The sequence below is a fragment of the Prosthecobacter sp. genome (assembly GCF_044373815.1).
Lineage (GTDB): Bacteria > Verrucomicrobiota > Verrucomicrobiia > Verrucomicrobiales > Verrucomicrobiaceae > Prosthecobacter.
This window is the reverse complement of sequence record NZ_JBIPNG010000024.1, coordinates 1-22,064: the sequence shown is the minus strand read 5'-3', so window position 1 is coordinate 22,064 and position 22,064 is coordinate 1. Positions and strand designations below refer to the sequence as shown.

At 59.3% G+C, this 22,064-nt stretch carries 18 protein-coding genes; 5 read left to right on the top strand and 13 right to left on the bottom strand.

The window, feature by feature from the left end; all coding sequences use genetic code 11:
* Nucleotides 1-58: 58 nt before the first annotated feature.
* Both ACIREA_RS03705 and ACIREA_RS03700 read left to right on the top strand, forming a co-directional pair.
* The gene (locus ACIREA_RS03705) at nucleotides 59-520 is read left to right on the top strand and encodes a DUF5069 domain-containing protein (RefSeq protein ID WP_397380677.1); all 462 of its coding nucleotides are present in this window, start codon (nucleotides 59-61) and stop codon (nucleotides 518-520) included.
* Between the two features lie 300 nt (nucleotides 521-820).
* Complete coding sequence (locus ACIREA_RS03700) at nucleotides 821-2,296, top strand: hypothetical protein (RefSeq protein WP_397380675.1); 1,476 nt, start codon at nucleotides 821-823, stop codon at nucleotides 2,294-2,296.
* 12 nt (nucleotides 2,297-2,308) lie between these two features.
* Here the strand turns inward: ACIREA_RS03700 and ACIREA_RS03695 are convergent, their stop codons facing one another.
* The 5 genes from ACIREA_RS03695 to ACIREA_RS03675 form a co-directional block, all read right to left on the bottom strand.
* The gene (locus ACIREA_RS03695; RefSeq protein ID WP_397380673.1) at nucleotides 2,309-4,660 is read right to left on the bottom strand and encodes a PSD1 and planctomycete cytochrome C domain-containing protein; all 2,352 of its coding nucleotides are present in this window, start codon (nucleotides 4,658-4,660) and stop codon (nucleotides 2,309-2,311) included.
* Nucleotides 4,661-4,808: 148 nt separating this feature from the next.
* Nucleotides 4,809-5,114 (bottom strand): hypothetical protein, encoded by a 306-nt coding sequence (locus ACIREA_RS03690; RefSeq protein WP_397380671.1) that lies wholly within the window; start codon nucleotides 5,112-5,114, stop codon nucleotides 4,809-4,811.
* A gap of 219 nt (nucleotides 5,115-5,333) precedes the next feature.
* On the bottom strand, nucleotides 5,334-5,609 hold the full coding sequence (locus ACIREA_RS03685) for an EF-hand domain-containing protein (protein ID WP_397380669.1): 276 nt from the start codon (nucleotides 5,607-5,609) through the stop codon (nucleotides 5,334-5,336).
* 148 nt (nucleotides 5,610-5,757) lie between these two features.
* Nucleotides 5,758-7,296 carry a PhoH family protein gene (locus ACIREA_RS03680; protein ID WP_397380667.1) on the bottom strand — a complete coding sequence of 513 codons (1,539 nt, stop codon included), beginning with the start codon at nucleotides 7,294-7,296 and terminating at the stop codon, nucleotides 5,758-5,760.
* Nucleotides 7,297-7,548: 252 nt separating this feature from the next.
* Nucleotides 7,549-8,004 (bottom strand): pyridoxamine 5'-phosphate oxidase family protein, encoded by a 456-nt coding sequence (locus ACIREA_RS03675; RefSeq protein ID WP_397380665.1) that lies wholly within the window; start codon nucleotides 8,002-8,004, stop codon nucleotides 7,549-7,551.
* Between the two features lie 101 nt (nucleotides 8,005-8,105).
* Here ACIREA_RS03675 and ACIREA_RS03670 point away from each other — a divergent pair, with 101 nt between their 5' ends.
* Both ACIREA_RS03670 and ACIREA_RS03665 read left to right on the top strand, forming a co-directional pair.
* A complete protein-coding gene (locus ACIREA_RS03670) occupies nucleotides 8,106-9,398 on the top strand; it encodes an AI-2E family transporter (RefSeq protein WP_397380663.1) in 1,293 nt (430 codons plus the stop codon).
* 19 nt (nucleotides 9,399-9,417) lie between these two features.
* On the top strand, nucleotides 9,418-9,795 hold the full coding sequence (locus ACIREA_RS03665) for a fluoride efflux transporter FluC (protein ID WP_397380661.1): 378 nt from the start codon (nucleotides 9,418-9,420) through the stop codon (nucleotides 9,793-9,795).
* Nucleotides 9,796-9,800: 5 nt separating this feature from the next.
* Here the strand turns inward: ACIREA_RS03665 and ACIREA_RS03660 are convergent, their stop codons facing one another.
* The 6 genes from ACIREA_RS03660 to ACIREA_RS03635 all read right to left on the bottom strand — a co-directional run bounded on the left by ACIREA_RS03660 (nucleotide 9,801) and on the right by ACIREA_RS03635 (nucleotide 16,816).
* A complete protein-coding gene (locus tag ACIREA_RS03660; protein WP_397380659.1) occupies nucleotides 9,801-10,103 on the bottom strand; it encodes a KH domain-containing protein in 303 nt (100 codons plus the stop codon).
* Between the two features lie 6 nt (nucleotides 10,104-10,109).
* Nucleotides 10,110-10,361, bottom strand: coding sequence for a 30S ribosomal protein S16 (rpsP, locus tag ACIREA_RS03655; RefSeq protein WP_397380657.1), 252 nt, complete (start codon nucleotides 10,359-10,361; stop codon nucleotides 10,110-10,112).
* Nucleotides 10,362-10,459: 98 nt separating this feature from the next.
* On the bottom strand, nucleotides 10,460-11,911 hold the full coding sequence (locus tag ACIREA_RS03650) for a DUF1501 domain-containing protein (protein WP_397380655.1): 1,452 nt from the start codon (nucleotides 11,909-11,911) through the stop codon (nucleotides 10,460-10,462).
* 7 nt (nucleotides 11,912-11,918) lie between these two features.
* Nucleotides 11,919-15,269: a DUF1553 domain-containing protein gene (locus ACIREA_RS03645; protein ID WP_397380653.1), complete on the bottom strand. Its 3,351-nt coding sequence runs from the start codon at nucleotides 15,267-15,269 to the stop codon at nucleotides 11,919-11,921.
* Complete coding sequence (locus ACIREA_RS03640) at nucleotides 15,266-15,970, bottom strand: FadR/GntR family transcriptional regulator (protein ID WP_397380651.1); 705 nt, start codon at nucleotides 15,968-15,970, stop codon at nucleotides 15,266-15,268. Before ACIREA_RS03640 ends, ACIREA_RS03645 begins: the two co-directional genes overlap by 4 nt.
* A 69-nt stretch (nucleotides 15,971-16,039) precedes the next feature.
* Entirely contained in the window at nucleotides 16,040-16,816 is a 777-nt protein-coding gene (locus tag ACIREA_RS03635; protein ID WP_397380649.1) for an SDR family oxidoreductase, read from the bottom strand.
* A 103-nt stretch (nucleotides 16,817-16,919) separates the two neighbouring features.
* Between ACIREA_RS03635 and ACIREA_RS03630 the strand changes: the two genes are divergently transcribed.
* Nucleotides 16,920-17,639 carry a hypothetical protein gene (locus ACIREA_RS03630; RefSeq protein ID WP_397380647.1) on the top strand — a complete coding sequence of 240 codons (720 nt, stop codon included), beginning with the start codon at nucleotides 16,920-16,922 and terminating at the stop codon, nucleotides 17,637-17,639.
* Nucleotides 17,640-17,641: 2 nt separating this feature from the next.
* Here the strand turns inward: ACIREA_RS03630 and ACIREA_RS03625 are convergent, their stop codons facing one another.
* Nucleotides 17,642-19,750: a hypothetical protein gene (locus ACIREA_RS03625; RefSeq protein ID WP_397380645.1), complete on the bottom strand. Its 2,109-nt coding sequence runs from the start codon at nucleotides 19,748-19,750 to the stop codon at nucleotides 17,642-17,644.
* An 86-nt stretch (nucleotides 19,751-19,836) separates the two neighbouring features.
* Nucleotides 19,837-22,064: HEAT repeat domain-containing protein (locus tag ACIREA_RS03620; protein WP_397380643.1), on the bottom strand; the 2,228-nt coding region annotated here is incomplete at its 5' end.

The following is a 22,064-nucleotide window of genomic DNA, read 5'->3' as shown; positions in this document are numbered from 1 at the left end:
GAGGGTTTCATGAGGTCATGACTTGCCAAATGGTTGAGTCATGAAGAAGAGTGCCGTCATGCCCCACGTCCCAGGTCTACGCAGTTGCTACGCCAAGGTCGGCCGTCTAATCTATTTCGGCCGCATGCTCGACAAGATCCGTCTGCATGCCGCGGCCAAGCTCCCTGCTGATTACACGGCGCAGCTGGGTGACACGCAGTTTTACACGCTCGACGGCCGCTGCTGCCGTTTCCTCGGAGTCCCGTATACCGCGCTCCAGAAGCGCGTTCTCGAGGACGGCACCGATGAAGAAATCCTCAACTGGGTGCATGCCTGCGGTACAGTCCGCACAGATGAGGAGTGCCACATGTGGAACCGCTTCATCGCCAAACTCGGCTGGCGTGACGAACGCTCCGCCGTGCTCCCCCAGCGCATTCAAGACAGCGGACTCAGCGGCAAGCCCATCGAAACTCTCATCGACCATATCGAGTATGATGAAGGCCGAGATCCCGTTGGCGAGCGCGCGTGGGAAAGCATTTGATCAATGGGGGGCACTCAGGTGTGTTCAAAAACGCTGCACCCTGATGATTCTGAAAGTCGTAGCCCTCAGGCTTCTGAGTCCACATCTCCTTTTGCCCGGTCAGCAGGTCTGTTGTTGCCCGCTTGTTAATGCGGGATTGAAACCGGCGTTTTTATCTGAAGCGCAAAAAGTGTTTCGCACTTCAGGTGCATTTCATGGCATGGTGAATAAAAGCAGCCCAATAATTCGGGGGTTGTGCCGCTTTAAAAGATTAGAGAAAAATTGCATCACTTCTCTCGATTTGGAATCCCTACGAGAACCATGAACTTTATTCGCCCTCATCACTTTCGGTCATGCTTGCTGCTCCTGATTTGCAACCTCTTGGTGGCCAAAGCCGCGTTTTCTCAGAATGTTCAGCAGATTAAGAATGCCCTGGGCTGGGCCGACAGGTGGGGAAATCTGAGCATCTGGTTCGATTTTGACGAGGACATGAAGCTTGGCGGCCCCGACGAATCGGCCCAGCTTCCGGTGCGGCTCCAGTTTTGCAGCGAGCAGCGTTTCGTCGGGCAGGGGATGGGCGGCGAGGGCTGGTGGTTTCCGCTGCTTGAAAGCCGGGTCAAAAAATTAAGCGAGACCAGTGTGAGGCTTTACACTCTGAGCGGCAACAGTGAAACCCTCTACAAGGACGCCAAAGATGGCAGTCTGTACGCCACGAAGGACCGGCAGTGGAAAGGCAGGATCAAGGCGGATCATTTCGAAGTGACGGACGACAAAGGTTGGACCTATGACTATTCGGATGGCCGTTTGCTTGCCGCGCTGACCCACAAAGGCGACGTGATTCGTTGGACTTACACTGACACCAAAGTCACGGCCATTGAGTCGAAGCAGTTTGGCCGCCTGCTCACGGCTTCCTACGATCCGAAAACCGGCATGGTTTCTCGCATTGACTACAACAAGGCCGAATCAATTTCCTTCAAGATCGGGACAAAGCCGCAGGTGACCGCCGCTCCCGGCGGCACCTCCGTCATCAGCGCGGCAACTTCAATCACCGGTCTGACCAACAAGGCCGGTTATGTCATGGACGGTGTGTGGGAGAGAGACTCCAAGACCAAGATGATGAAGCTGACCTTGACGGAGAAGGATGGCGCCAAGCCTCAGACAACGCGTAGCTTCCAGTGGGATCCAGCGACAGGCTGGCTGCAGCACGATGGAGACTTCGCCTATTCGGTCACTCCCAATAAAGACAGCAAGGAATCTTTCCCTGCTCTGGAACGTGAGAATGCCCGAGGCCAGAAAGAGAGCTACAAGTACGATGCCCAAAAAATGGTGGCGGTGCATGCCAAACTGGATGGCAGCACCATGACCTATCAATATGTGAGCACGCCGGGGCCCGCCTTTGGCAAGCTCACGAAATCTTTCCAAACACTGCCGAATGGGAATGTGAAAACCACCTATGAGGCCTCATATGATGCTTCCGGAAAAATCGCCAAACTCTTCACCGGTGGTTCGAACATCAAGAAACTGACCGTCAGTTCATGGGACCCTGCGGAGGCGGTCCCGCTGATCGCTCAATTCCAAACACCCGACAAAGAAGATCTCAACATCGCGGGTCCGAAGAACCTTCTTGTCGGGGCCGTGATAGGCGGTCGGCCTTATGTCTACATGCATGATAACACGGGCACGATGACAGGCCGGCTCCACCTGTCCGAGTTCTTGAAGAAGAATCGCAAGATCAAACTTCCAGCCAATCCCCCCCAGTGGCTGCTCCTGGCATTGAAGGAGCCCAACCGCCAGTAACCGGAGTGATCTTCACTCCCGTGTGATGGTCTCATCCAGATTCAGCATCACACGGGCCACCGCCTGCCAGGCTTGAGCCTCAGTGGCGTTCGCTTGACGTTCGGCTGCAAGAAGGTGCGTGAGAGCCTTTCGTTCGTTTTCCAGCGGCGGGCGTGAGAGGCAGAGTTGGCAGGCGTGGGAGATGCGGGCATCGTCGCCTTTGGCTTCCTTGATCAGGCGTGCAGCCAAAGCCTGCGCGAATTCCACATAAGCGCTGTCATTGAGCAGGGTGAGGGCCTGCAGAGGCGTGTTGCTGCGGATGCGGCGGGTGCAGGTGCTGAAACCGTCGGGCGCATCAAAGACACTGAGGGCAGGCGGCGGAGTGGCGCGGAAGATGAAGGTGTAAATGCCGCGCCGGTAGCGATCGCTGCCTTTGCTGAGCGGCCAGGCACGTTTGACCTGCCCTAGGGACATGACCCCTTCAGGTATGGGCGGATAAACGGGCGCTCCACCCATCTTCGGCGAGAGCAGGCCGCTCGTTGCAAGGCAGACATCGCGCACGACTTCCGCATCCAGCCGCAGACGGTTCTGCCTCCAGAGCAGGTCATTGTTGGGATCAATGCGGGCTGATGAAGGCTGAATGGTTGAAGCCTGTTGATACGTCGCGCTGGTGACGATGAGCTTGTGCAGGTGCTTGAGACTCCAGCCGTGCTCCATGAAATCGACAGCGAGCCAGTCGAGCAGTTCGGGGTGGGTGGGTGGTCGGCCCATGGTGCCGAAATCATTTTCCGTCGAGACGAGGCCGCGTCCAAAGTACTGCTGCCAGACGCGGTTCACGATGACGCGTGCGGTGAGCGGGTTCTTCGGATCAATGATCCAGCGTGCGAGGGCGAGTCGGTCAGCCTTGGTCCCAGCGGGCAGAGGTGGCAGCACGGCGAGGACACCGGGCTGAACTTCATCAGATGGCCGGGTGAAATCCCCTTTGATGAAGAGCGTCGTCTTGCGCGGCTGCGGCAGCTCCTTCATCACCAGTGTGGTGGTGCCGTTCTTGAAGATGTTGTCGAGTTCAAGGTGCCGGTCGTAGAGCGGATTGAAGACGCTGTCAGACGTGCCGGTCATCGCTTTGAAAAGAATGCGCTGATCAGCGGCGGCACGTTTGGTGGCGGGCTTGGCCAGGGACTTCAGCGCCTCGGCATCGACCAGCTTCTTGGACTGGTCACCCAGGGTCTTTTCCCACTCCTGCAGCACGGCGATTCTTGCCTTGATGTGCGCATCGATCTGCTTGAGCACCTGTGCGTGCTCGGCTTTCAGCTTGTCGAGATCCTGACCAGGATCAGGCACTGGCAGGGTGGGTTCGTCCTGGTTGTTGAGGAAAGCGAAGAGCTGATAGTACTCGCGCTGGCTGATGGGATCAAACTTGTGATCGTGGCACTGCGCGCAGCCGATGGTGAGTCCAAGCCAGACCGTGCCGGTGGTGGCCACGCGATCAAAAATGCTCTCGATGCGGAACTGCTCTTTGTCGATGCCGCCCTCTTGATTGATCTGCGTGTTGCGATGGAAACCCGTGGCGATGAGTTGCTCGCGTGAAGGCTTCGGCAGCATGTCTCCCGCGAGTTGTTCCAGCGTGAACTGGTCGAAGGGCTTGTCCTGGTTCAAGGCATTAACGACATAATCGCGATACGGCCACATGCTGCGCGGCGCGTCGATGCTGTAACCATTGCTGTCGCCATAGCGCGCCTGATCAAGCCACCAGCGGCCCCAGCGTTCGCCGTAGTGCTTGGACGCGAGCAGTCTTGTTACCAGTTCCTCACTGTTTGATTTTGGCTGTTTGAGAAAAGCAGCCACTTCAGCAGGCGTCGGCGGCAGGCCGGTGAGGTCCAGATGGAGACGGCGGATGAGTGTGGCAGGTGCTGCAGGAGGGGAGGGCTCCAGCCCTGCCTTGCTGAGACTTGCGCGAATGAAGGCATCAATGGGATGCTTGCTTTCACTCTGCGGTAGCGGCGCTTTGACTGGCGCGATGAAAGCCCAATGCCGGTCATCGCTCGGAGCTTCCTCAGCGGGCGCGTGTGCGCCTTCAGCAACCCACTGCTTGATAAGCGCTATCTGTGCAGAATCCAGTGGCCCGCGCTTGTAGGGCATCTGCGGGATTTCAGCGTGAGTCCCAGAGACGACCTGCACAAGAAGATCGGGCAGGGTGGCACCATGTTTGCCGCCGGCGCGGGCAGCAGCGGCGGTGTCGAGCTTGAGCTGGGATTTCTGCGTGGTTGCACCGTGGCATTTCACGCAGTGCTGTTGCAGCAGCGGTTTGATCTGCGTGGTGTAGTCCACCGCCGCACGGCTGGCCGCAGTGCAGAACAGGAATGTGATGAAGGTGCAGCGGAGCATTCGAAAAAGGAGAAGCAAGACGGACAGAAGGTACGTTGGAGAGCAGGGGTCTTCTTCCGCCTTCTGGCAAACGCATCCACAAAAAAGCCGCACTCGCGCGGGGCGGGTGCGGCCTTGATGACTGGTGGAAGTCAAAGAGTCAGACGGCTCAGGCGTTCTTCTTTTTCTTCGGGGTCAGTTCTTCCAGCGTGAGGGAGCCGTCGCTGTTCTTGTCCATCTTGCCGAAGCGCTCGGTGGCCTTGGCTTCGTCCTTCTTGGCATTCGGAGAAGCCAGGAATTCTGCCTTGGAAACTTTGCCGTCTTTGTCGGTGTCGAGTTTCTTGATCATTTCCTCGGGATTCATCTTGGGCTTGCCCTTGTCGCCTTCTGGCTTCTTGGGGGCATCACCTTCAGCGGCAAAGGAGGTGACTGCGGAGAGCGCCAGGATGGCGAGGAACGAGGTGATAACTTTCATGTGGGTCGATGTTGGGTTGTTGATGTAAGTGCGTGGAATTCTGGATGTCCCAGTCCTTCGCGTGCCGTGTTAAACGAGAAGCCGCCCATTTCGTTTCGATAAAAGATGGGTGTTTTTTATTATCGGTGTCAGGAACCTCCCTGATGCAGACATCAAAACGCCGCACTCGCGCGGGGCGGGTGCGGCGTGGTGACTTTTCAGGTCAGAGCAAAGCTCGGATCAGGCGGCCTTCTTTTTCTTGGGAGCAGCAGTGAACTCTTCCTTGGAAAGAGATCCGTCCTTGTCCTTGTCCTTGGCGGTGAATGAGGCCTCGGCCTTGGCTGCGTCCTTGGCACCCTTGAGGAATTCCTCCTTGCTGACTTTGCCGTCTTTGTCGGCGTCCTTCTTGGTGAACATTTCTTCTGGTGTCATCTTGGGCTTCTTGGGGGCATCAGCTCCAAAGGAGGTGACGGCGGAGATTGCAAGAATGGCCAGGAATGAGGTGATAACTTTCATGTGAGTTGATATTGAGTTGTGGATAAATGAGCGCTGGATTTTGGGAGGCCAAGTCCGGCGCGTGGCGTGTTAAACGACGCGGCGATCATTCCATTTCAAAAATTCTGAGAGGAATTTTCCAAGTGCAATTTTCTGTAATGAATACAGCTTACAGCAGCCGCGCCGCCGCTTCCGCCAGGGCGCTGCGTTCACCTTTGACCAGCGGAACGTGCGCCGCGAACGTCTGCCCGCGCATGCGCTGGCGTGTGTACACCAGGCCGTTGCTGCGGCTGTCCACGTAGGGATTGTCGATTTGCGCCGGGTCGCCGACGAGGACGAGCTTCGAGCCGCGAGACATGCGCGTGACGATCGTCTTGGCCTCCAGCGGCGTGAGCTGCTGTGCTTCATCCAGGATGAAAAAGCGGTCTGGAATGCTGCGGCCACGAATGTAGCAGAGCGCCTCCACTTCGATGACGCCTTGCTGAATGAGCGGGTCATACGGCGCGGCGGGCGCTGCCATCTGCTGCTGCGGTTCAGGCATGAAGCGGTTCTTCTTTCGTGCCGGGCCCTGCTGCGTGCCTTCCATGGGCCGCATCAGGAGATCCAGCGCGTCATAGACAGGCTGCAGCCAGGGGCGCATTTTTTCCTGCAAGGATCCGGGCAGGAAGCCAACAGTCTGACCCATGGCAACGATGGGACGGCTCACGGTGACGCCGTGGTAAGTGCGGTTAAAAACCTGCTGCAAGGCAGCTGCGACAGCGAGCAATGTCTTGCCCGTGCCTGCCTGGCCGTAGCAGGTGACGAGGCTGATCTCAGGATCAAGCAGCGCATCCAGAAAGCAGGCCTGACCCAGATTCATCGGCTTGATGGCACGGCCCTGACCGACCTTGATCGACTCCGGCGTGTGGTGCAGGCGGACGAATTCACCATTGGTGCTCAGCTTCGCGGGCATGGTGGCTTTGTCTCCGGCGGTGAGCAGGGCGTAGTCGTTCACGACCATGCCCACGGTGCGGGTCTCTGGCACGGAAAGACAGCCGCTGCTCGCGAAGCGCTGCAGCTCATGCTGGCTGACTTCCACACGGGCGATGTCAAAGTTCGCAACCTCACGCGGCTCCACTTTGTCGTGCAGGTAATCTTCGCACTCAATGCCCACGGCGCGTGCCTTGAGCTGCATGTTCAGGTCCTTGCTGACGAGAATGACCGGTGGTGAAACCTGCTCACTCAGCCAGAGCGTGCAGGCCAGGATGCGGTGATCGGCTTTGTCCAGATCGTGGAAAATACGCTCAAATCCCTGCACACTGGCGTGCTTGCGCGCCTCAGCAGGATCATAGACTGCCACGCGGATGCTGCCGCCGCCGTCAGTCGGCACTCCTGTGGTGACGGACGCTCCCTTGTTGGAGAAAATTTTCATCAGCGCCCGATGCACCTCGCGGGCGTTGGAGCCGCGTTCAGTCATCTCGTTTTTGAAGCGGTCCAGTTCGCTCAGGACATCGACTGGAATGCAAATGTGATGCTCGGCAAAGCGGTGAATGCAGGCGGGGTCGTGCAGCAGGACGTTGGTGTCGAGAACGAAAGTCTTGGTGGCGGTCGGGGTGCTGGCGCGGCGGCGGCGGGAGGGGGTGGCAGAGGGAGAAACAGGACCAGGGTCGGAAGCGCGGATGGTGCTAGCGGAGGAGATTACCGATGCTGAGTGGTCGTCACGGTCCATGGTAGTTGAGTGGGTGTAGTGGTTGCCTGCGGAGAAAAAGGCGGGGACAGCTTTTCGTTGGCGCGGGGGAGAGCCAAACGTACCGATCCCGAAATGTGATTATTTGAATGAATCACGGTAATTGCTGGAGAGTGTCAGAACGTGGAGTGGCTGGCAAGAACTTATTCACAAAGACGAAGTTATTCACAGTTGGTGGCACGTTTGTCACACCACGACATGAACGCACAGCTCAGGCCAACGCGTGTATCAACTTTATGAATGTGCTGAAAAGGACACTTCAAAATATTCCAAAGCCCACTCGCGCATGTAGCGCACCTGGCTGGGAACAAAGCGGTAGATGATCAATTCGGGATTGTCGATGCTGCCGAGATAAGCACGCAGCAAAGGATTGGCTGCCCAGATTTCTTCCAGAAGAGGCCGCTCCGTGACGATCTCGGCCGCGGCGGTGATTCGCACCTGGTTGTCCTGATCGTCCTTGTAACACAATTCAGCCTTCGGATTGCACGCCAGCTCGCGCGTCTTGCCATAGCGGCGCAGATTGGCGACATAAACCGTGAAGCCATCCGTGCGCACCGGTGAGACAGGGCGCAGCCTTGGCTGGTCACCATCCGCCGTGGCTAGCATGGGAAACTTCGCGGCACGCATGGTGGCCTGCGCGAGTTGCGGCAGTTCGGCGGGATCAACAGGCTGGGGCTGAGGACGGGACATGGTGGGCGACGATACGCCGTGAGGCCTCTCTGTCCAATTTGCGGCTATCTTTGGAGTACCCAAACCTCAGTGAACGGCTAGTCTGCGCGCCATTCTCCCCTATGAAGAATCTTCCCACCGTCTTTCAGCGCAATGCGTTATGGGCAGCCATCACCGCCATGTCGATCACCATCATCGGTGCGCTGGCCATCGGGCTGATCTATCTCGCGACGCAGGTGATGGCCTTTCTGCAGCCCATTCTCGTGCCTTTCGCCGTGGCGGGCGTGCTCGCCTACCTGCTGGAGCCCGGTGTGGAGTGGCTGGAGCGGCGCGGCTTAAACAGGCAGCGCTCAGTGCTGCTGGCCTTTGCGGTGTTTACGCTGGCCATGGGAGGTCTGGGCTGGTGGATCGTGGTGAAGCTGGACGATCCCGCCCACCATCTGGCAGACCGTGTGCCTGTCTATTATGCGAAGGCGCAAAAGGCAGTGATCGACTTTTCAGCGAAGATCGAAAAGGACTATGACATCAAACTCTTGCCCCGCATAGAGCCGACAGTGACTCCTGCGCCTTCGTCTGAAGCAGTACCTGCAGGGCAGGGGGCAACCCCGGCAGTTAAAGAGGGCAGCGAAGCACCTGACGCAGATTTTCAGGCCTTGTTGCGTGGTGACTGGGTGAAGACGAACCTGCCCAAAGTGCCGGGCATTGTCTGGAACTTTGTCAGATCCAGTGTGGGTGGTTTCCTCGGCGTCTTCGGCTTCCTGCTCTCCTTCATCATCGTGCCGTTGTACCTTTACTATTTCCTGATCGAGAGTGCCAAGATTCAGCAGCAATGGTCGGACTACCTGCCATTGCGCGCATCGGCTTTCAAAGACGAAGTGGTGAGCTGTGTAAATGAGATCAACAGCTATCTCGTGGCCTTCTTCCGTGGCCAGCTTTTTGTCAGTGTGATCAATGGCATCGCCACGGGCATCGGGCTGATGATCGTGGGGCTGGATTTTGGCCTGCTCATCGGTCTTGCGCTCTGCCTGGCAGGGATCATCCCGTATCTGGGCATTGTCCTGTGCTGGATCCCGGCGGTGATCATCGCCTCCGTGCAGGGAGGGAGCGCGTGGATTTCTGCAGACCCTTGGTGGGTCATGCCTCTGGCGGTGACCGGTGTCTTCGCCCTGGTGCAGCAGGTGGATGCCCTGTTCATCACCCCGCGCATCGTCGGTGAAGCCGTGGGGCTGCACCCCATGACGGTGATCGCCTCCGTGCTCGTCTGGGGTCTGCTGCTGGGCGGTCTGCTCGGTGCGATCTTGGCGGTGCCTCTCACAGCCTCGGTCAAGGTGCTCTTCCAGCGCTATGTGTGGCGGGCGCGCATCGCACCGCAGACGATTGGCGGCTCCAGACGTGAGCAGGCCGTGGCGGCATGATCACAATCAGCAACCTCCTATGAAGAACATCCTTCTGATCTTTCTCGGTGGCGGCCTCGGCTCGGTGCTGAGGTATGGAACGGTCATCGGCATGGCGCGTCTGCTGCCAAAGGCCGTCTTTCCCTGGGGAGTGCTCACGGCCAATATCCTCGGCAGTTTCATCCTGGGCTTTCTCTTTGCCCTGCCAGCCATGAAGGAAAAAGGCAGCGGCCCGTGGCTGTTCGCCGCCACAGGTGTGCTCGGTGGCTATACGACCTTCTCCACGCTCGCGAATGACTCGTGGCTGCTGATGCTCAACCAGCATTCCTGGCTCGCGCTTATCAATGCCATTGGCAGCATTCTGCTGGGAATTACCGCCGCAGCCGTCGGCTGGTGGGCGGGCAGCAAGCTGGCCTGATCAGCTCAGGCTTCAGCCTGAGGCATCTCGAGGGCTGCTTCCGCATCGTCTTCACGTGCGGACCCTACTTTGAGGGAAATTTTGATCCCATGCTTGGCGGCCGCTGTGTTGAGCAAGGAGCGGATCGCACTGATCGTCATGCCATTCTTGCCAATGACATGACGCACATCTTCCGGTGCTAGTTGCACACGGTAGGCCACGGCACCGTTGATATTAGTGCCGATGGCAATGGTTGCCTGCTGCGGGTGGTCGATCAGATTCGCCACCACATACGAAAGGAACTCGCGGAGGGCTTCCGGCGCGTCCATGGCAGCTTATGCTGGGACTACGGAAGCGGCGTGCTTGATGAGGCTCTTGACGGTGTCAGAGGGCTTGGCTCCTTGGGAGATCCAGGCATTGACGCGATCAAGCTTCACGACAGCACCTTTGACGCCCTTTTGAGGATCGTAGGTACCGAGGATTTCGAGGAAACGGCCTTCTTTTGGGAAGCGTTGGTCAGCCGCAACAATACGGAAGACTGGACGGCCTTTTTGGCCTTCTTGACGGAGACGGATGACAACTGCCATGGTGCGGGTACGGGAATGGGGTCAGGTTTTGGGGAGGCGCATGGTGGAGACTTTGAGAAGGAAATCAAACGTTTTTTCCCCCTCATTCTCAGGTCGGCTCATCCCAGCACGTCTTTGAGCACATGCCCATGGACGTCTGTAAGCCGCCTTTCGATGCCGTTATTGTAGTAGCTCAGACGCTCGTGGTCGATGCCCAGCAGGTGCAAAATCGTGGCATGCAGGTCGTAAATGGTGCTCACGCGCTCGGCGGCTTTGTAGCCAAATTCGTCCGTGGCTCCGTAGCTGAAGCCCTTTTTCACCCCGGCACCGGCCAGCCAGACCGTGAAGCCCTTGGGGTTGTGATCGCGGCCATTGGCACCCTTCTGGAAGGTCGGCATGCGCCCAAACTCCGTCACAAAGGCCACCAGCGTGTCCTGCAGCAGCCCCCGGGCCTTCAGATCCTTCAACAGCCCGGCCACCGGCTGGTCCAGAATCGGCCCATGCACCGAGTACTGCTGTTCGATCGTCTTGTGCCCGTCCCAGTTGCCAACGCCCTCGCCCATGGCGTAGGAGCCGTTGAAAAGCTGCACAAACCGCACGCCGCGCTCGATTAGGCGCCGCGCCAGGAGGCAGTTCTTGGCAAAACCAGCCTTCGTCTCATTTGCATCGTTCACGCCGTATAGATCCAGAGTGGCCTTGCTCTCGTTCGACATGTTGCCGACCTCCGAAGCCGCGATCTGCATCCGCGCCGCCAATTCATAGGACGAAATCCGCGCTGCAAGGTCACTGTCCGCCGGATGCTCCTGCGCCTGCCGCTGATTGAGCAGGTTCACAAAGGCACGTGTGTCGCGGTCTGCCGCCTCGCTCACACTCGCGGGGCGGACTAGATTGGGGATCGGCTTGCTGGCGTTGAACGCCGTGCCCTGAAAGGCCGCAGGCAGAAACGCCGAGTTCCAGTGCCGTGGTCCGATCTGCGGCACACCACGCGGATCAGGGATCGCCACAAAGGCAGGCATGTCATCGCACTCCGAGCCAAGGGCATACGTCACCCAGGAGCCCATGCCGGGGAATCCATCCAGAATGTACCCCGTGCTCATCTGGTTCTCCGCCGGGCCGTGCGTGTTCGATTTGGCCGTCATCGAATGGATGAAGCACATGTCATCCGCCAACCCTGCGATGTTGGGCAGCAGGTCGCTGATCATCTTGCCGCTCTGTCCGCGTGGCTTGAACTCCCACAGCGGCTTCACCAGATTCCCCTGCGCTCCCTGGAAAGTGATCAATTCCGCCGCGCCCGGCAGCGGCATGCCGTGCCGCTTCACCAGCTCCGGCTTGTAATCAAACGTGTCCACATGGCTCATCGCGCCCGAGCAGAAAATGACGAGCACGTTCTTCGCTCGCGGCTCAAAATGCGGTGGTCGCGGTGCATAGGGATGTGCAGGATCAATGCGCGGACGAATGGGGTCATTCGCCAGCAGGCCCTTCTGCGCCAGCAGCGATGTCAAAGCGATGCTGCCCAATCCGCTGACGCCTTGATTGAGAAAATTCCGACGGGAAAGAAGATGGTTTTGCATAACAGTATCAATACAGGGTCATGAACTCGCTCGTGTTGAACAGCGCGCGGCAGAACATCGCCAGCCCGTGTTGTGAAATGAGCTGTGCAGAGGCAGCCAGTTCGTCCGCATTCGGCTCGCGCTGGTAGGCTAGTTGAAAGGCGCGCTTCACTTGGTCAGCCGCCGTCTTGCCCACGTCCTTTTCAAGTCGTGCCGCCAGCAGCTCGCTCTGCTGCATCGCAAACGTGCTGTTCAAGAAATTCAGCGCCTGCAACGGCGTCGTGCTCGATGTGCGGCGTGGGGCGATTTGCCCTGCATCCGGCACATCGAACGCACCAAACGTATCATCAAGCTGAACTCGCGGCTTGCTCTGATACACCATGCGCCGGAACGTGTCGGGCCCAAACTCCTGCTTCGACTGATACACCTTCACGTAGTTGTCATTCGGTACGAACAAATCGAAACCCGGTCCGCCCATCGTCAGATCCAGCACTCCGCTCACGGCCAGGATCGTGTCGCGCAGTGGTTCCGCTTCGAGTCTCCGCGTCGGGAAGCGCCACAGGAGTCGAGCGCCCGAATCAGCCAGCATCCCGGCGTCATTCGCAGTGCTCGACTGCCGGTAAGCTGCTGAGTTCATGATCAGCCGGTGCATCTCCTTCATGCTCCATTTGCGCTGCATAAACTGCGCTGCCAGCCAGTCCAGCAGTTCGGGATGTGACGGCTTGCCGCCATTGTAGCCGAGATCGCTCGGCGTATCGACGATGCCCGTGCCAAAATGATAGTGCCAGAGGCGGTTCACCATCACCCGTGCCGTGAGCGGATTCTGCGGATCGGTCAGCCACTTTGCCAAAGCCATGCGCCGCTCCGCTTCCGGCGTGTCTTTGGGCAGATCCAGTTTCGCTCCGATCTGTGCCAGTGCTCCCGGCGCGATTTCCTCTTGCGGCGTCATCGGGTCACCGCGTTGCAGGCGGAAAGTGGGCCCCGGCTGGTCAAATTTGCCCAGGTAGGCCATGGGGAAATTCGTCATTTCCTTCAGTTTGCCCTGCAGCACCGCACGCTGCTCGCTGTGTTTCTTGACCTCGGCGGCATTGTCAGCCGAAACTCCACTCAGGGTCGGAATGTCGCGGATGCGATCCCGATACTCCACGCTCAGCCTGTCGGCGGACGACGCCACTGCCTGCCACGCTTTCCCATCCAGCGAAGTCTCAATCACATAATCCGTGGCGAGACGATCTTCATAGCCCTTGCCCTTCTTCTCTCCGCGATCCCGGCTCCACACCACGCTGCTGATGCTTTCCTCACGCGGCAGTTCGATCTGCAGCCAGCCCTTGACTGCATTCTTCGAAATCCAGCTCTTCGCATTGCCATACAGCCCGTCGTTCGCATGCGCGATCTGGTGGCTCGGATTCGTGCCATCACTGAACACATCCGAAGCCGTCACCTTCGCTCCATTCTTCGCCAGCGCCACATTGCGCGGTAGCTTCCCAGCGGAAAACACTTCCAGCTCATCAATGCATGGCTGCCCGCCGGTCGCCGCATGAATCGTGAAGCGCACAAACTTCGCCTTCACCGCATCAAAGCTCTCGCGGTTCGCCAGATGCGTCACTGGCGCGCGCAAATGCGGCTGTGATGAAGGCTGGGTGCCGTCGGCTTCTTCAAACATCACAGCATCCGCCACGGTCGGTCCGCCGAGTTTGCCACTGCGCAGAATAAGGATGGAATCCTGCGTCACCGCATACGTTCCGGCATACTTGAACCCACTCCAGCGCCTCTGTTCGGGAATCGCACCACTGCCGTCGGCAAACTTGCTCTGATTCACGCTGGCGATCTCCTGCTGGTCGCCCTTGGTATTTGCATCGCCATCCAGATCAAGGATGTAGCGCGCATCCTTCGCGTGCGTGGTCCACGCCGCCCACGAAAGCCAGATGCGTTGTTTGCCCGAGACACGTGGGTTCCATGAAAAGAAATCCTTCGCGTCGGCATCCTTCACCGCATTCCAGTAGCGATAGCTTTCTCCGAGATTGGGCAGGCGTGTCGGATCACCTGGATCTGCAGCTTGGCCCAGCTCTGTGCCCGGTGAGTATTCGATGGGCTTGCCACTCGTGGGCTGCTCGATCTGCACGCAGCCGACCGCGTCCGGCTTCGTTGGCGGCGGCAGATCATCATCCACCAGCACACGCCGCGTCAGTTGGACTCGTGGTTGGAAGCGCGCGAGTGCCGCATCCGCCTTCGCGATCTCTGCCCGCACACCATCGGCCTGCTTCAGTCGTTGGTCAGCATCCGCCGGACGCATCTCACGCTCCGCATGCTGAACGCCCTCAAAGATGGCCCGCACGCGATAATAATCGGTCTGCAAAATGGGATCGAATTTGTGATCATGGCAGCGAGCACAGCCAATCGTGAGCCCAAGGAAGGTGCTGCCCGTCGTGCTTACGAGGTCGTGCATCTCATCCGCCCGTTGATTCGCCCGCAGCACCGGGTCCTGGCCCTTCACCTGATCCCAGGAGCCCGCCACAAGAAATCCCGTGCCTTCATCCCTTCCAAGCTGATCGCCCGCGATCTGCTCACGCACAAACTGGTCATACGGCTTGTCCTCATTGAACGAACGAATGACGTAGTCTCGATACGGCCAAGCATTGGGCCGCACACGGTTCATTTCAAAGCCGTGGCTTTCCGCAAAGCGCACCACATCCAGCCAGTGCCGAGCCCAGCGCTCCCCATAACGCGGTGACGCCAGCAGGCGGTCGATCAAGCTCTTAACAGCAGCAGTTTGATCCCGCCTGAACTCCTTTTCAAAAGCCGCCGCTTCTTCCGGCGTAGGCGGCAGTCCGGTCAGATCAAAGCTGGCACGGCGGATGAACGTCCGGGCATCTGCCGGCGCATTCATCGTGAGGTTTTTCTCCTTCAGCTTTTCACCGATAAACTCGTCGATGGATGCAAGCTTGGATGACTTCAGCGGCAGCAGCGACCAGTGTGTGATATCGCCCTTGGGCTTCTCCTTGAGCACGATCTCCTGCGGCCACGCCGCGCCCATGTCGATCCAACGTCTGATGAGGTCGGTTTCGGCGGCGGAAAGTGATGGCTTCTTCTTCGGCATCTCCGGCTTCTCGCCTGCGGATTCCGGCACAATCATCGTGTAGAGCGCTGACTCCGCAGCTTTGCCCGGCACCAACGCTGCTCCGTCGTCACCACCTTTGAGCACATCAGCCAGCGTGCCCATGTTCAGGCCGCCTTTGGTAGTCACGTCATTGTGGCATTCCACGCAGTTCTTCACCAGGATCGGTGCCACCTGCTCATGAAACAGCTTCGCTGCATCAGGCTCGATGGCGAGGACGCTGGTGCTCGCGATGAAAAAAGAAAAATAGGGTAATGATTTCATGCTGCTTTCTTGTCTTTAGGCAGGGCCAGATCGGCCTCGGCGGTGATCAAATGTTCGCGCATCGCCTTCGCAGCGGCGGCGGGGTCGCGTTTCTCAATGGCATTCAGCACCGCCGCATGCTGCCGCGCCGCATTGTCAGTCGAGGTCCGGCTGTAACCATGCTTGAGGCTCGTCTGAATCAATTCGGCGAGCGAATGCAGCAGCAGGTTGGCAATCTGATTCCCAGATGCCGCCGCAAGTTCCCGATGGAACGCCATATCAGCCTCCACCGCTGTCTCAAAATCCGTCGTTTCCTCCAGCTCCTTCAATGCCGCGCGCAACCTGCGAATCTGCGCCGGTGTGGCGTTCTCGGCAGCGAGCCGTGCATTCTCCGGCTCCAGCATGAAACGCACCTGGATGAGCTGTCGCAGCCGTTCCTTGTCATCGGGAACCAGCAGTGCCAGCGAGCCGTTCAAAGGCTTGTGCAGCTTGTCCACCACCTTCGTCCCAACCCCATGCTTCACCTCCAGCAGCCCTTGCAATTCCAGCCGCTTCGTCGCTTCTCGAATAACGGGCCGACTCACGCCGAGCTTCAGCGCCAGATCCCTCTCCGGCGGCAGCCACCCATTCCCCCCACCACCTTCGTCCCGAATCTCAGATGCAATGCGCGCGCACACCTCCTCGACAAGGCTGCGCTGCGGTCTGATGGATGAAAAAGCCATGTGGTTAGAGGTCTTACCACTGGCTTAAACGGGGACATTTTTGCGATTCTATCGCGAGGGATTCAAATCTCAGATTGTCTGCGACGAATACCCGCCATCCACGACCATCTCATGGCCGGTGATGAAGGAACTGCCTGCGCCCGCGAGCAGCAGGGCAGCGGCGACGAGTTCCTTGGCTTCGCCAAAGCGGTTCATTGGCGTGTGGCCCATGATCTTCGCCACGCGGTCAGGCGTGAGCACTTTCTTGTTTTGCTCGGCAGGGAAGAAGCCGGGCACCAAGGTGTTCACACGGATTCCAAGAGGGGCCCACTCACGGGCGAGGTTCTTGCTGAGATTGTGCACCGCGCCCTTGGACATGGAATAAGTGAACACCCGGCTCAGCGGCAGCAGGCCGGACATGGAGCCGAGATTGATGATTGAGGCCGGGATCTTGTTATCCACGAAGTATTTGCCGAACACCTGGCAGGCCAGGAACACCCCCTTGGTGTTGATGTTCATGATCCGATCGTATTCGTCTTCTGGAATATCGAGGAACGGCGTTGCAGAATTCACGCCCGCACCATTGATGAGAATGTGGCAGCCACCGGAGCGCTCCAGCACCTGATCCAGCAGGATTTGCAGGTCGGCTTTGCGGCTGGCGTCTGCGGAAACGAAGTAGGCCTGTCCGCCTGCGGCTTGAATGGTCTCCAGGCGCTTGTCGGCCTTGGACTGGTCGCGTCCGACGAGCACGACCTCCGCACCCGCAGATGCATAGCCTTCTGCGATGGCGCCGCAGAGTTCGCCGGTGCCGCCGATCACGACAGCGGTTTTGCCTTGAAGAGAGAAGAGTTCGAAAATGGAGGACATGGTGTGGGGCGCATCTATGGCGTGTCATCCCGCCGCCGCAAGCAGGCTGTCTCGCCACTTTCGTCATCTTGACACCCTGCCCGGGGTGCTCTCCCGTACGAGCATGCCTTGGGGCCACATCCTGACCTTTCTTGCCGGCGTCCTCATCGGCGCAGCCTCGATTGTGATCTGGAAGCTGCTGCGTTTCGCCGCCGATCTGCGCGCGGCACGGCATGCGCTGGCAAGTTTCGTCTATCCCGAATGCGGTCTGGCGGACGAAAAAGCTCATGCAGCCGTCGAAGCCTGCAAAAACCGCCTGCGCTGGCAGAAGAACCTCAACCCCGAGTGGCTGCCGCCGCTGGTGGATGAAGTGCCGAAGCTGGTGCGCGAAATCGCGGCCATCTACCATCCCGGCAAACAAGAAGCGCTGCTGGCCCCCGGCCTCAGCCAGTTCTCCCGCGCCGTGCACCTTGCGGCCATGGATGTGGCGGACTTTTTGCAAACTCGATCCATCGGCCGCCTCGTGGATGTCAGTGCCAGCACGGCGCTGAAAACCTGGGAAATGACCCACAAGATCGCCAAACACGAAAAACTGCAGACGGCGAACAAATGGTACAAACGCCTGCTGCCCTACTGGCAGGTGCTGCGCTTCAAATCCCCCATCATGTGGGCTGGCATGGCCGTCTCCAACGTCGCCGCCCGCACGCTGCAACCTGCCGTGATCGACATCATCGCCAAGCGCGCCATCGACCTCTACAGCGGACGTCTCGGCAAAGGCTCCGGAGCACCTGCGGCACCGCCTGTGCCAATGCTGGAAGAAGAACGCCCGCCGGGGCCGATGTGATGTCAGGGTTTTGCTGCGCGTTCCACCGGCACGATGTCAATGCTCAGGAAGGCCGCTTGGAGGACGTCAGCCTTCTCAAATTCAGGCGTCCCCTCTGGTTTCCACACGTTCAGCAGACGATGGGTGCCGCTGGCTAGGGTGGTGCTCACGGTGCATTCAGCCTGGTGAAACTGAATGCTGTGGTTCAAAGGGCGGATCGTTTTGGCATCCGGCAGTGCGGAAGAATCGGTGAACACCGGTCTGGTGTAGTCATAGTTGATGACGTTGTTGAGTTCGACCGCGTCTGGTTCGGAGTAGCCGGCAGTTCCCTCCATTTCAAAACGCAGTCCGACCATGCGCATTTCAGCGGCGGATGAAAAGTGTGGCGTTGCGACATTGGAGACATGAACGTTGCTGATGCTCGTCTGCGAGGGCTTCGCATCTTTGTCATTGCCGCCCGGAGCGTTGCTGGTGTTGGCAGAATGTTCCAGTGCGCCGATGGACGTTTCAGAGACATAAACAAGCTCGCGGCCGGATTCAAAAGTACTGTGCATGCCGGATTTGGACTCAAGAAAAGCGGAGCGCAGCAGGCGGATCTTGTTCTGCGCAATGCCCTGCTCCACCTCCTGCCATGCAGCGGTGTGGTCCGTGGTGGCGGCGGTGCTGGCCACCAGCCGGCGGATGGTGGCGGCGTCAGCCTCGATGATGTGCACAGTCGTCGCGAGATTGTGCGGCGCATGGAGTTTCAAGGAGGCGATGTAGGCCTCCACGAGATTCATGTTTTCCGGCGTGTTGCGCACCAGAAGTTCACCCGTGCTGGGTTTGTAGTTGGCGGAGGAACCTTCAGGAAAGGGGATGCCCTTGGACTTCAGAATCTCCACGGCGGTGATGCGCATGGTCAGCCGTGCTTCGTTTGCCATCGGGGCTCCGCCTGCCGCGAAAGGATCTGCGGCGGCGGCAGGTGCTCCACCGGCTGCATCTCCCATCGTCAGCAACTCTTCGGTGATGTGGAAACTGCGCGTGATGATGCCCTTTGTGGCGCCCGGTGGTTCTGGCGGCGGCGCGGTGGGGGTCTTCTCGATCTTTTCGCCTTCCTCCCGCAGCAATTGCTCCACCCGCCTGTCCAAGGCCGGCAGCAGCGAAACGATGTGGGCTTTCAGAAAAGCGGCCTGCAGATGACTGGCGCGCTCCGGCTCCGCGACCTCTTCGGGCTTCCAGATGCCAAGCAGCTTGGTCATGCCACCGAGCAACGTGATGCCGGTGGTCACATGGGCGTTGTAAAAATCAATGTTCGGAGTTTCTACGACCCGCTCTCCCGTGGCGCTGATTTTATCCCAGTGCTCATGCGGCGCACGGTAGTGATGCTCCAGAGAATAGGTCAGCTCCATGGTCTCGCCATCGGCACCGATGGTGGGCTCCAGTTCCAGGCGGGTGCCGGCGCCACGCTCCTCCACGGCGATGCTGGAGCGGCGTGTTTCATCCACCGTCATTTCAGTGACGTAGGTGCGCCCCTCTCCACGCACCGCCGTCGCACGGTTGCCGCTCTTCGTTTCCATGCGCAGATCGCCCACATAGCTGGCCTTCTTCTGGGAGACCAGCGCATCCAGCGCAGTCCACGCGGCGGAGTGGTCCGCCTGCGCCTTCACCTGCTTGACCGCCTCGTTTACGGCGGTCGCTTCGGCCTCGATGATCTGCAAATTAATGCTTACCAGCTTGGGCATGGCGCGCTCGGCTTGCGCAGCAAGCGCCGCCATGCGCTGATGCGTCAGCTCGGTGCTGCGCAAAGCCAGCGTTTTGTTCTTCGGATCGAATGTGGCAAGCGATCCCGGGGGCAGCGTCACGCCCATCATTTTTAGATGCTGGTCGATGACAAAATGAGAGCGCCGCAGGAATTTGGCGACATCTTCCGCGCTCGCATTGACAGCGGGAAGCGCGGGTGCCGTGAGCTGCCCCTGTTCGCTGGAGACAAAGCCGCCGAGCAACTCCGAGGACGGGTAACGGTAAACGCGGAGCGACCATTCTCCCTGCGCTTCCTGACCCTGTTTTGCCACTTGTTGCGCTGAAAGGGGCAGGACTGCCACCAAGCTGGACAGGACAAAGGAGAGGGTGCGAATGGAGAGCAGGCAATTCATAACTCCGCGATGCTGGCATGAGCGGCATCTGCGGAGCAATCAAAAACTCGCAGGCTGGTGGGGGTGCTTTGCTCCCTGCTTGAGCTTCAATGAGATGGAGCCGCCGCTTTCTTGCTGGTCTTCCCTTTCAATCCTGCAAGATAGGCCACGACGTCACGGATTTGGGGTTTGGTGAGGATGCCGAGCATGGGGGGCATGACGGTCATGGGTGGGGAGATGGTGGCGATTTGATCGCGGGGCACGGTCTGTGTTTTGCCATCAGGCAGGCGTAAAGTGACTTGTTTTGCGTCTTCTTTCCCCAAAATGGCCGAGAGGGATTTGCCGTCCTTGGTGGTGATGGAGACGATGCCGAAGCCGGGGGCGATCTGGGCGAGGGGATTGAGGAGGGATTCGAGGATGTATTTGCGGTCTTTTTGGCTGCCGATGGTTTTCAGGTTGGGGCCGACCTGGCTGCCTTCCTTGGCTTCGATGGTGTGGCAGGCGATGCAGTTGGCGCCGAGGTTGTTGGTGACGATGTCTTTGCCGCGGGTGGCGTCTCCGCCTTCGAGGAGTTCAGATGCACCCAGTTGCAGGGAAGCGAGCTTGGGTTTCAAAGATTCGCGGGTGGCGGCGGCTTCGAGGATGTCGAGCTGGATGGCGGCGGGGGCTTTGTTCTCGATGAGGCGATCCAGCCATTGGGTGATGACGGTGTCGTCTTTGGACGTGGAAAGGAGAGACAGTGCAAGTTGTTGCGAGGTTGTGTCACTGTTGGCAAGGACGGCGGCGGCTTCGGTGATGGCGCGGTCGGGCTGGTGGGTGAAAAGCTGGCGCAGGGCTTCGCGGCGGAGTTCGGCGGGGGAGGTTTTGGCGAGGGAGAGGTCGAGGGTGGTGGCGAATTCGGGTGTGGCAACGTGCTGCGAGGCCATGAGTTTGAGTGCTTCGGCGCGCAATGTGGCGCGAGCGGTGGCATCTGAGATGATCTGCTGGAGGACGGGAGCGGCGACTTGGAGCTGGAGCTGGGTGAGGAGTTCGACGGCTTTGGCTTTGAGTGCGCCGTCCTGGATGGCGAGGAGGGCATCGAGGTGGGGTTGTAGCAAACTGGCGAAGACTTTGGCATCGCGTGGCAGGGTTTGGTGAGCCATGCCGTCGATGCGGTCGAGGCGTGGGGGATGGGTGAAGGTGAGGAGGACGTTGAGTGCTTCTGCTTGCAGCGGGTTGCGCTGTAATGCGGTTTTGATGACGGGTTCGGCGATGCCGAGGCGGAGGCAGGCGTTGAGGCCGCGGCTTGTGGGGCGGGTGGTGAGCTTGGGGAGGGCGGCGGGGATGCCGGTGTCGTCGTGGATGGCGCGTTCGGCTTCGGCGGCGAGGGTCGGATTTGTGAGGAAATCGGCAACGCGTGGCGAGTTTTGGCGAGCCAGCGCAAGGAGGCAGCAGAGGGACTGCTTGTCGTTGGTGTGTTTGGCGAGGGTGGCTTCATCGGCACAGCCGGCGAGGCCGGTGACGATGGCGTGGCGCATGTAGGGATCGGCGCTTTCCTTGGGGGCAAGGTTTAGCAAGGCTGTGACAGCGGTGGATTCTTGTAGCTTGCCGAGGGAAATGGCGGCGTGAAAGCGCACGCGTTGGGAGGGATGTGCAAGGAGTGGAATAAGAGGGGCTCCGGAGGTTTTGACATCGCCGAGCATTTTGAGGACTTGGGTGATGATCTCTGTGTCGGATTCCGCAATCAGGGGCAAAAGAGTTGCGGTATCGACCTTTCCAGAACGCATGCCCTGGCCGAGTCCCCAGATGGCGTGGATGCGGGCGAGTTGGGGGGCTTTTTTGTCGGTGGCTATAGTTTGCAGTGCTGTGTAATCACCTTGTTTGACGAGGCTGAATTGGGCGTGGAGGCGGACGCGTTGGTCGGGGTGGGAGAGGTGGGTGGCGTCGAGGTTGTCGGAGTTGAGGAGCTTTTGGGTTTCCTGGCGCTCGGTGCTGTTTTTGGCGGTGGGGTCGTCGGCGAACCAGATGGCGCCTTTTTGATCGAGGGGGTAGCCGCCGTCCCAGTCGGCGATGATGAGTTCGCCGGTGGGGGCGAGGGCGAGGCCGATGCCCATGAGACCGGAGTGGATGAGGCGCTCGTTCTGCATCTTGAAGGTGCTGCCATTGGGGACGATCTGGAAGGCGGTCATCTGACCGGAGGGGAATTGATCGAGGATGAAGTGATTGCGCAGGGTGGCGCCGAGGGCGGTGCCGGGTTCGTGGATGAATCCGGCGGGGCCGTTGGAGTAGTTGGCGAGCGGGGGCGTGATGAAGAGGGGCTGGCCGGGATGGGCGGGCTGCCAGATGCCGTCGCGGA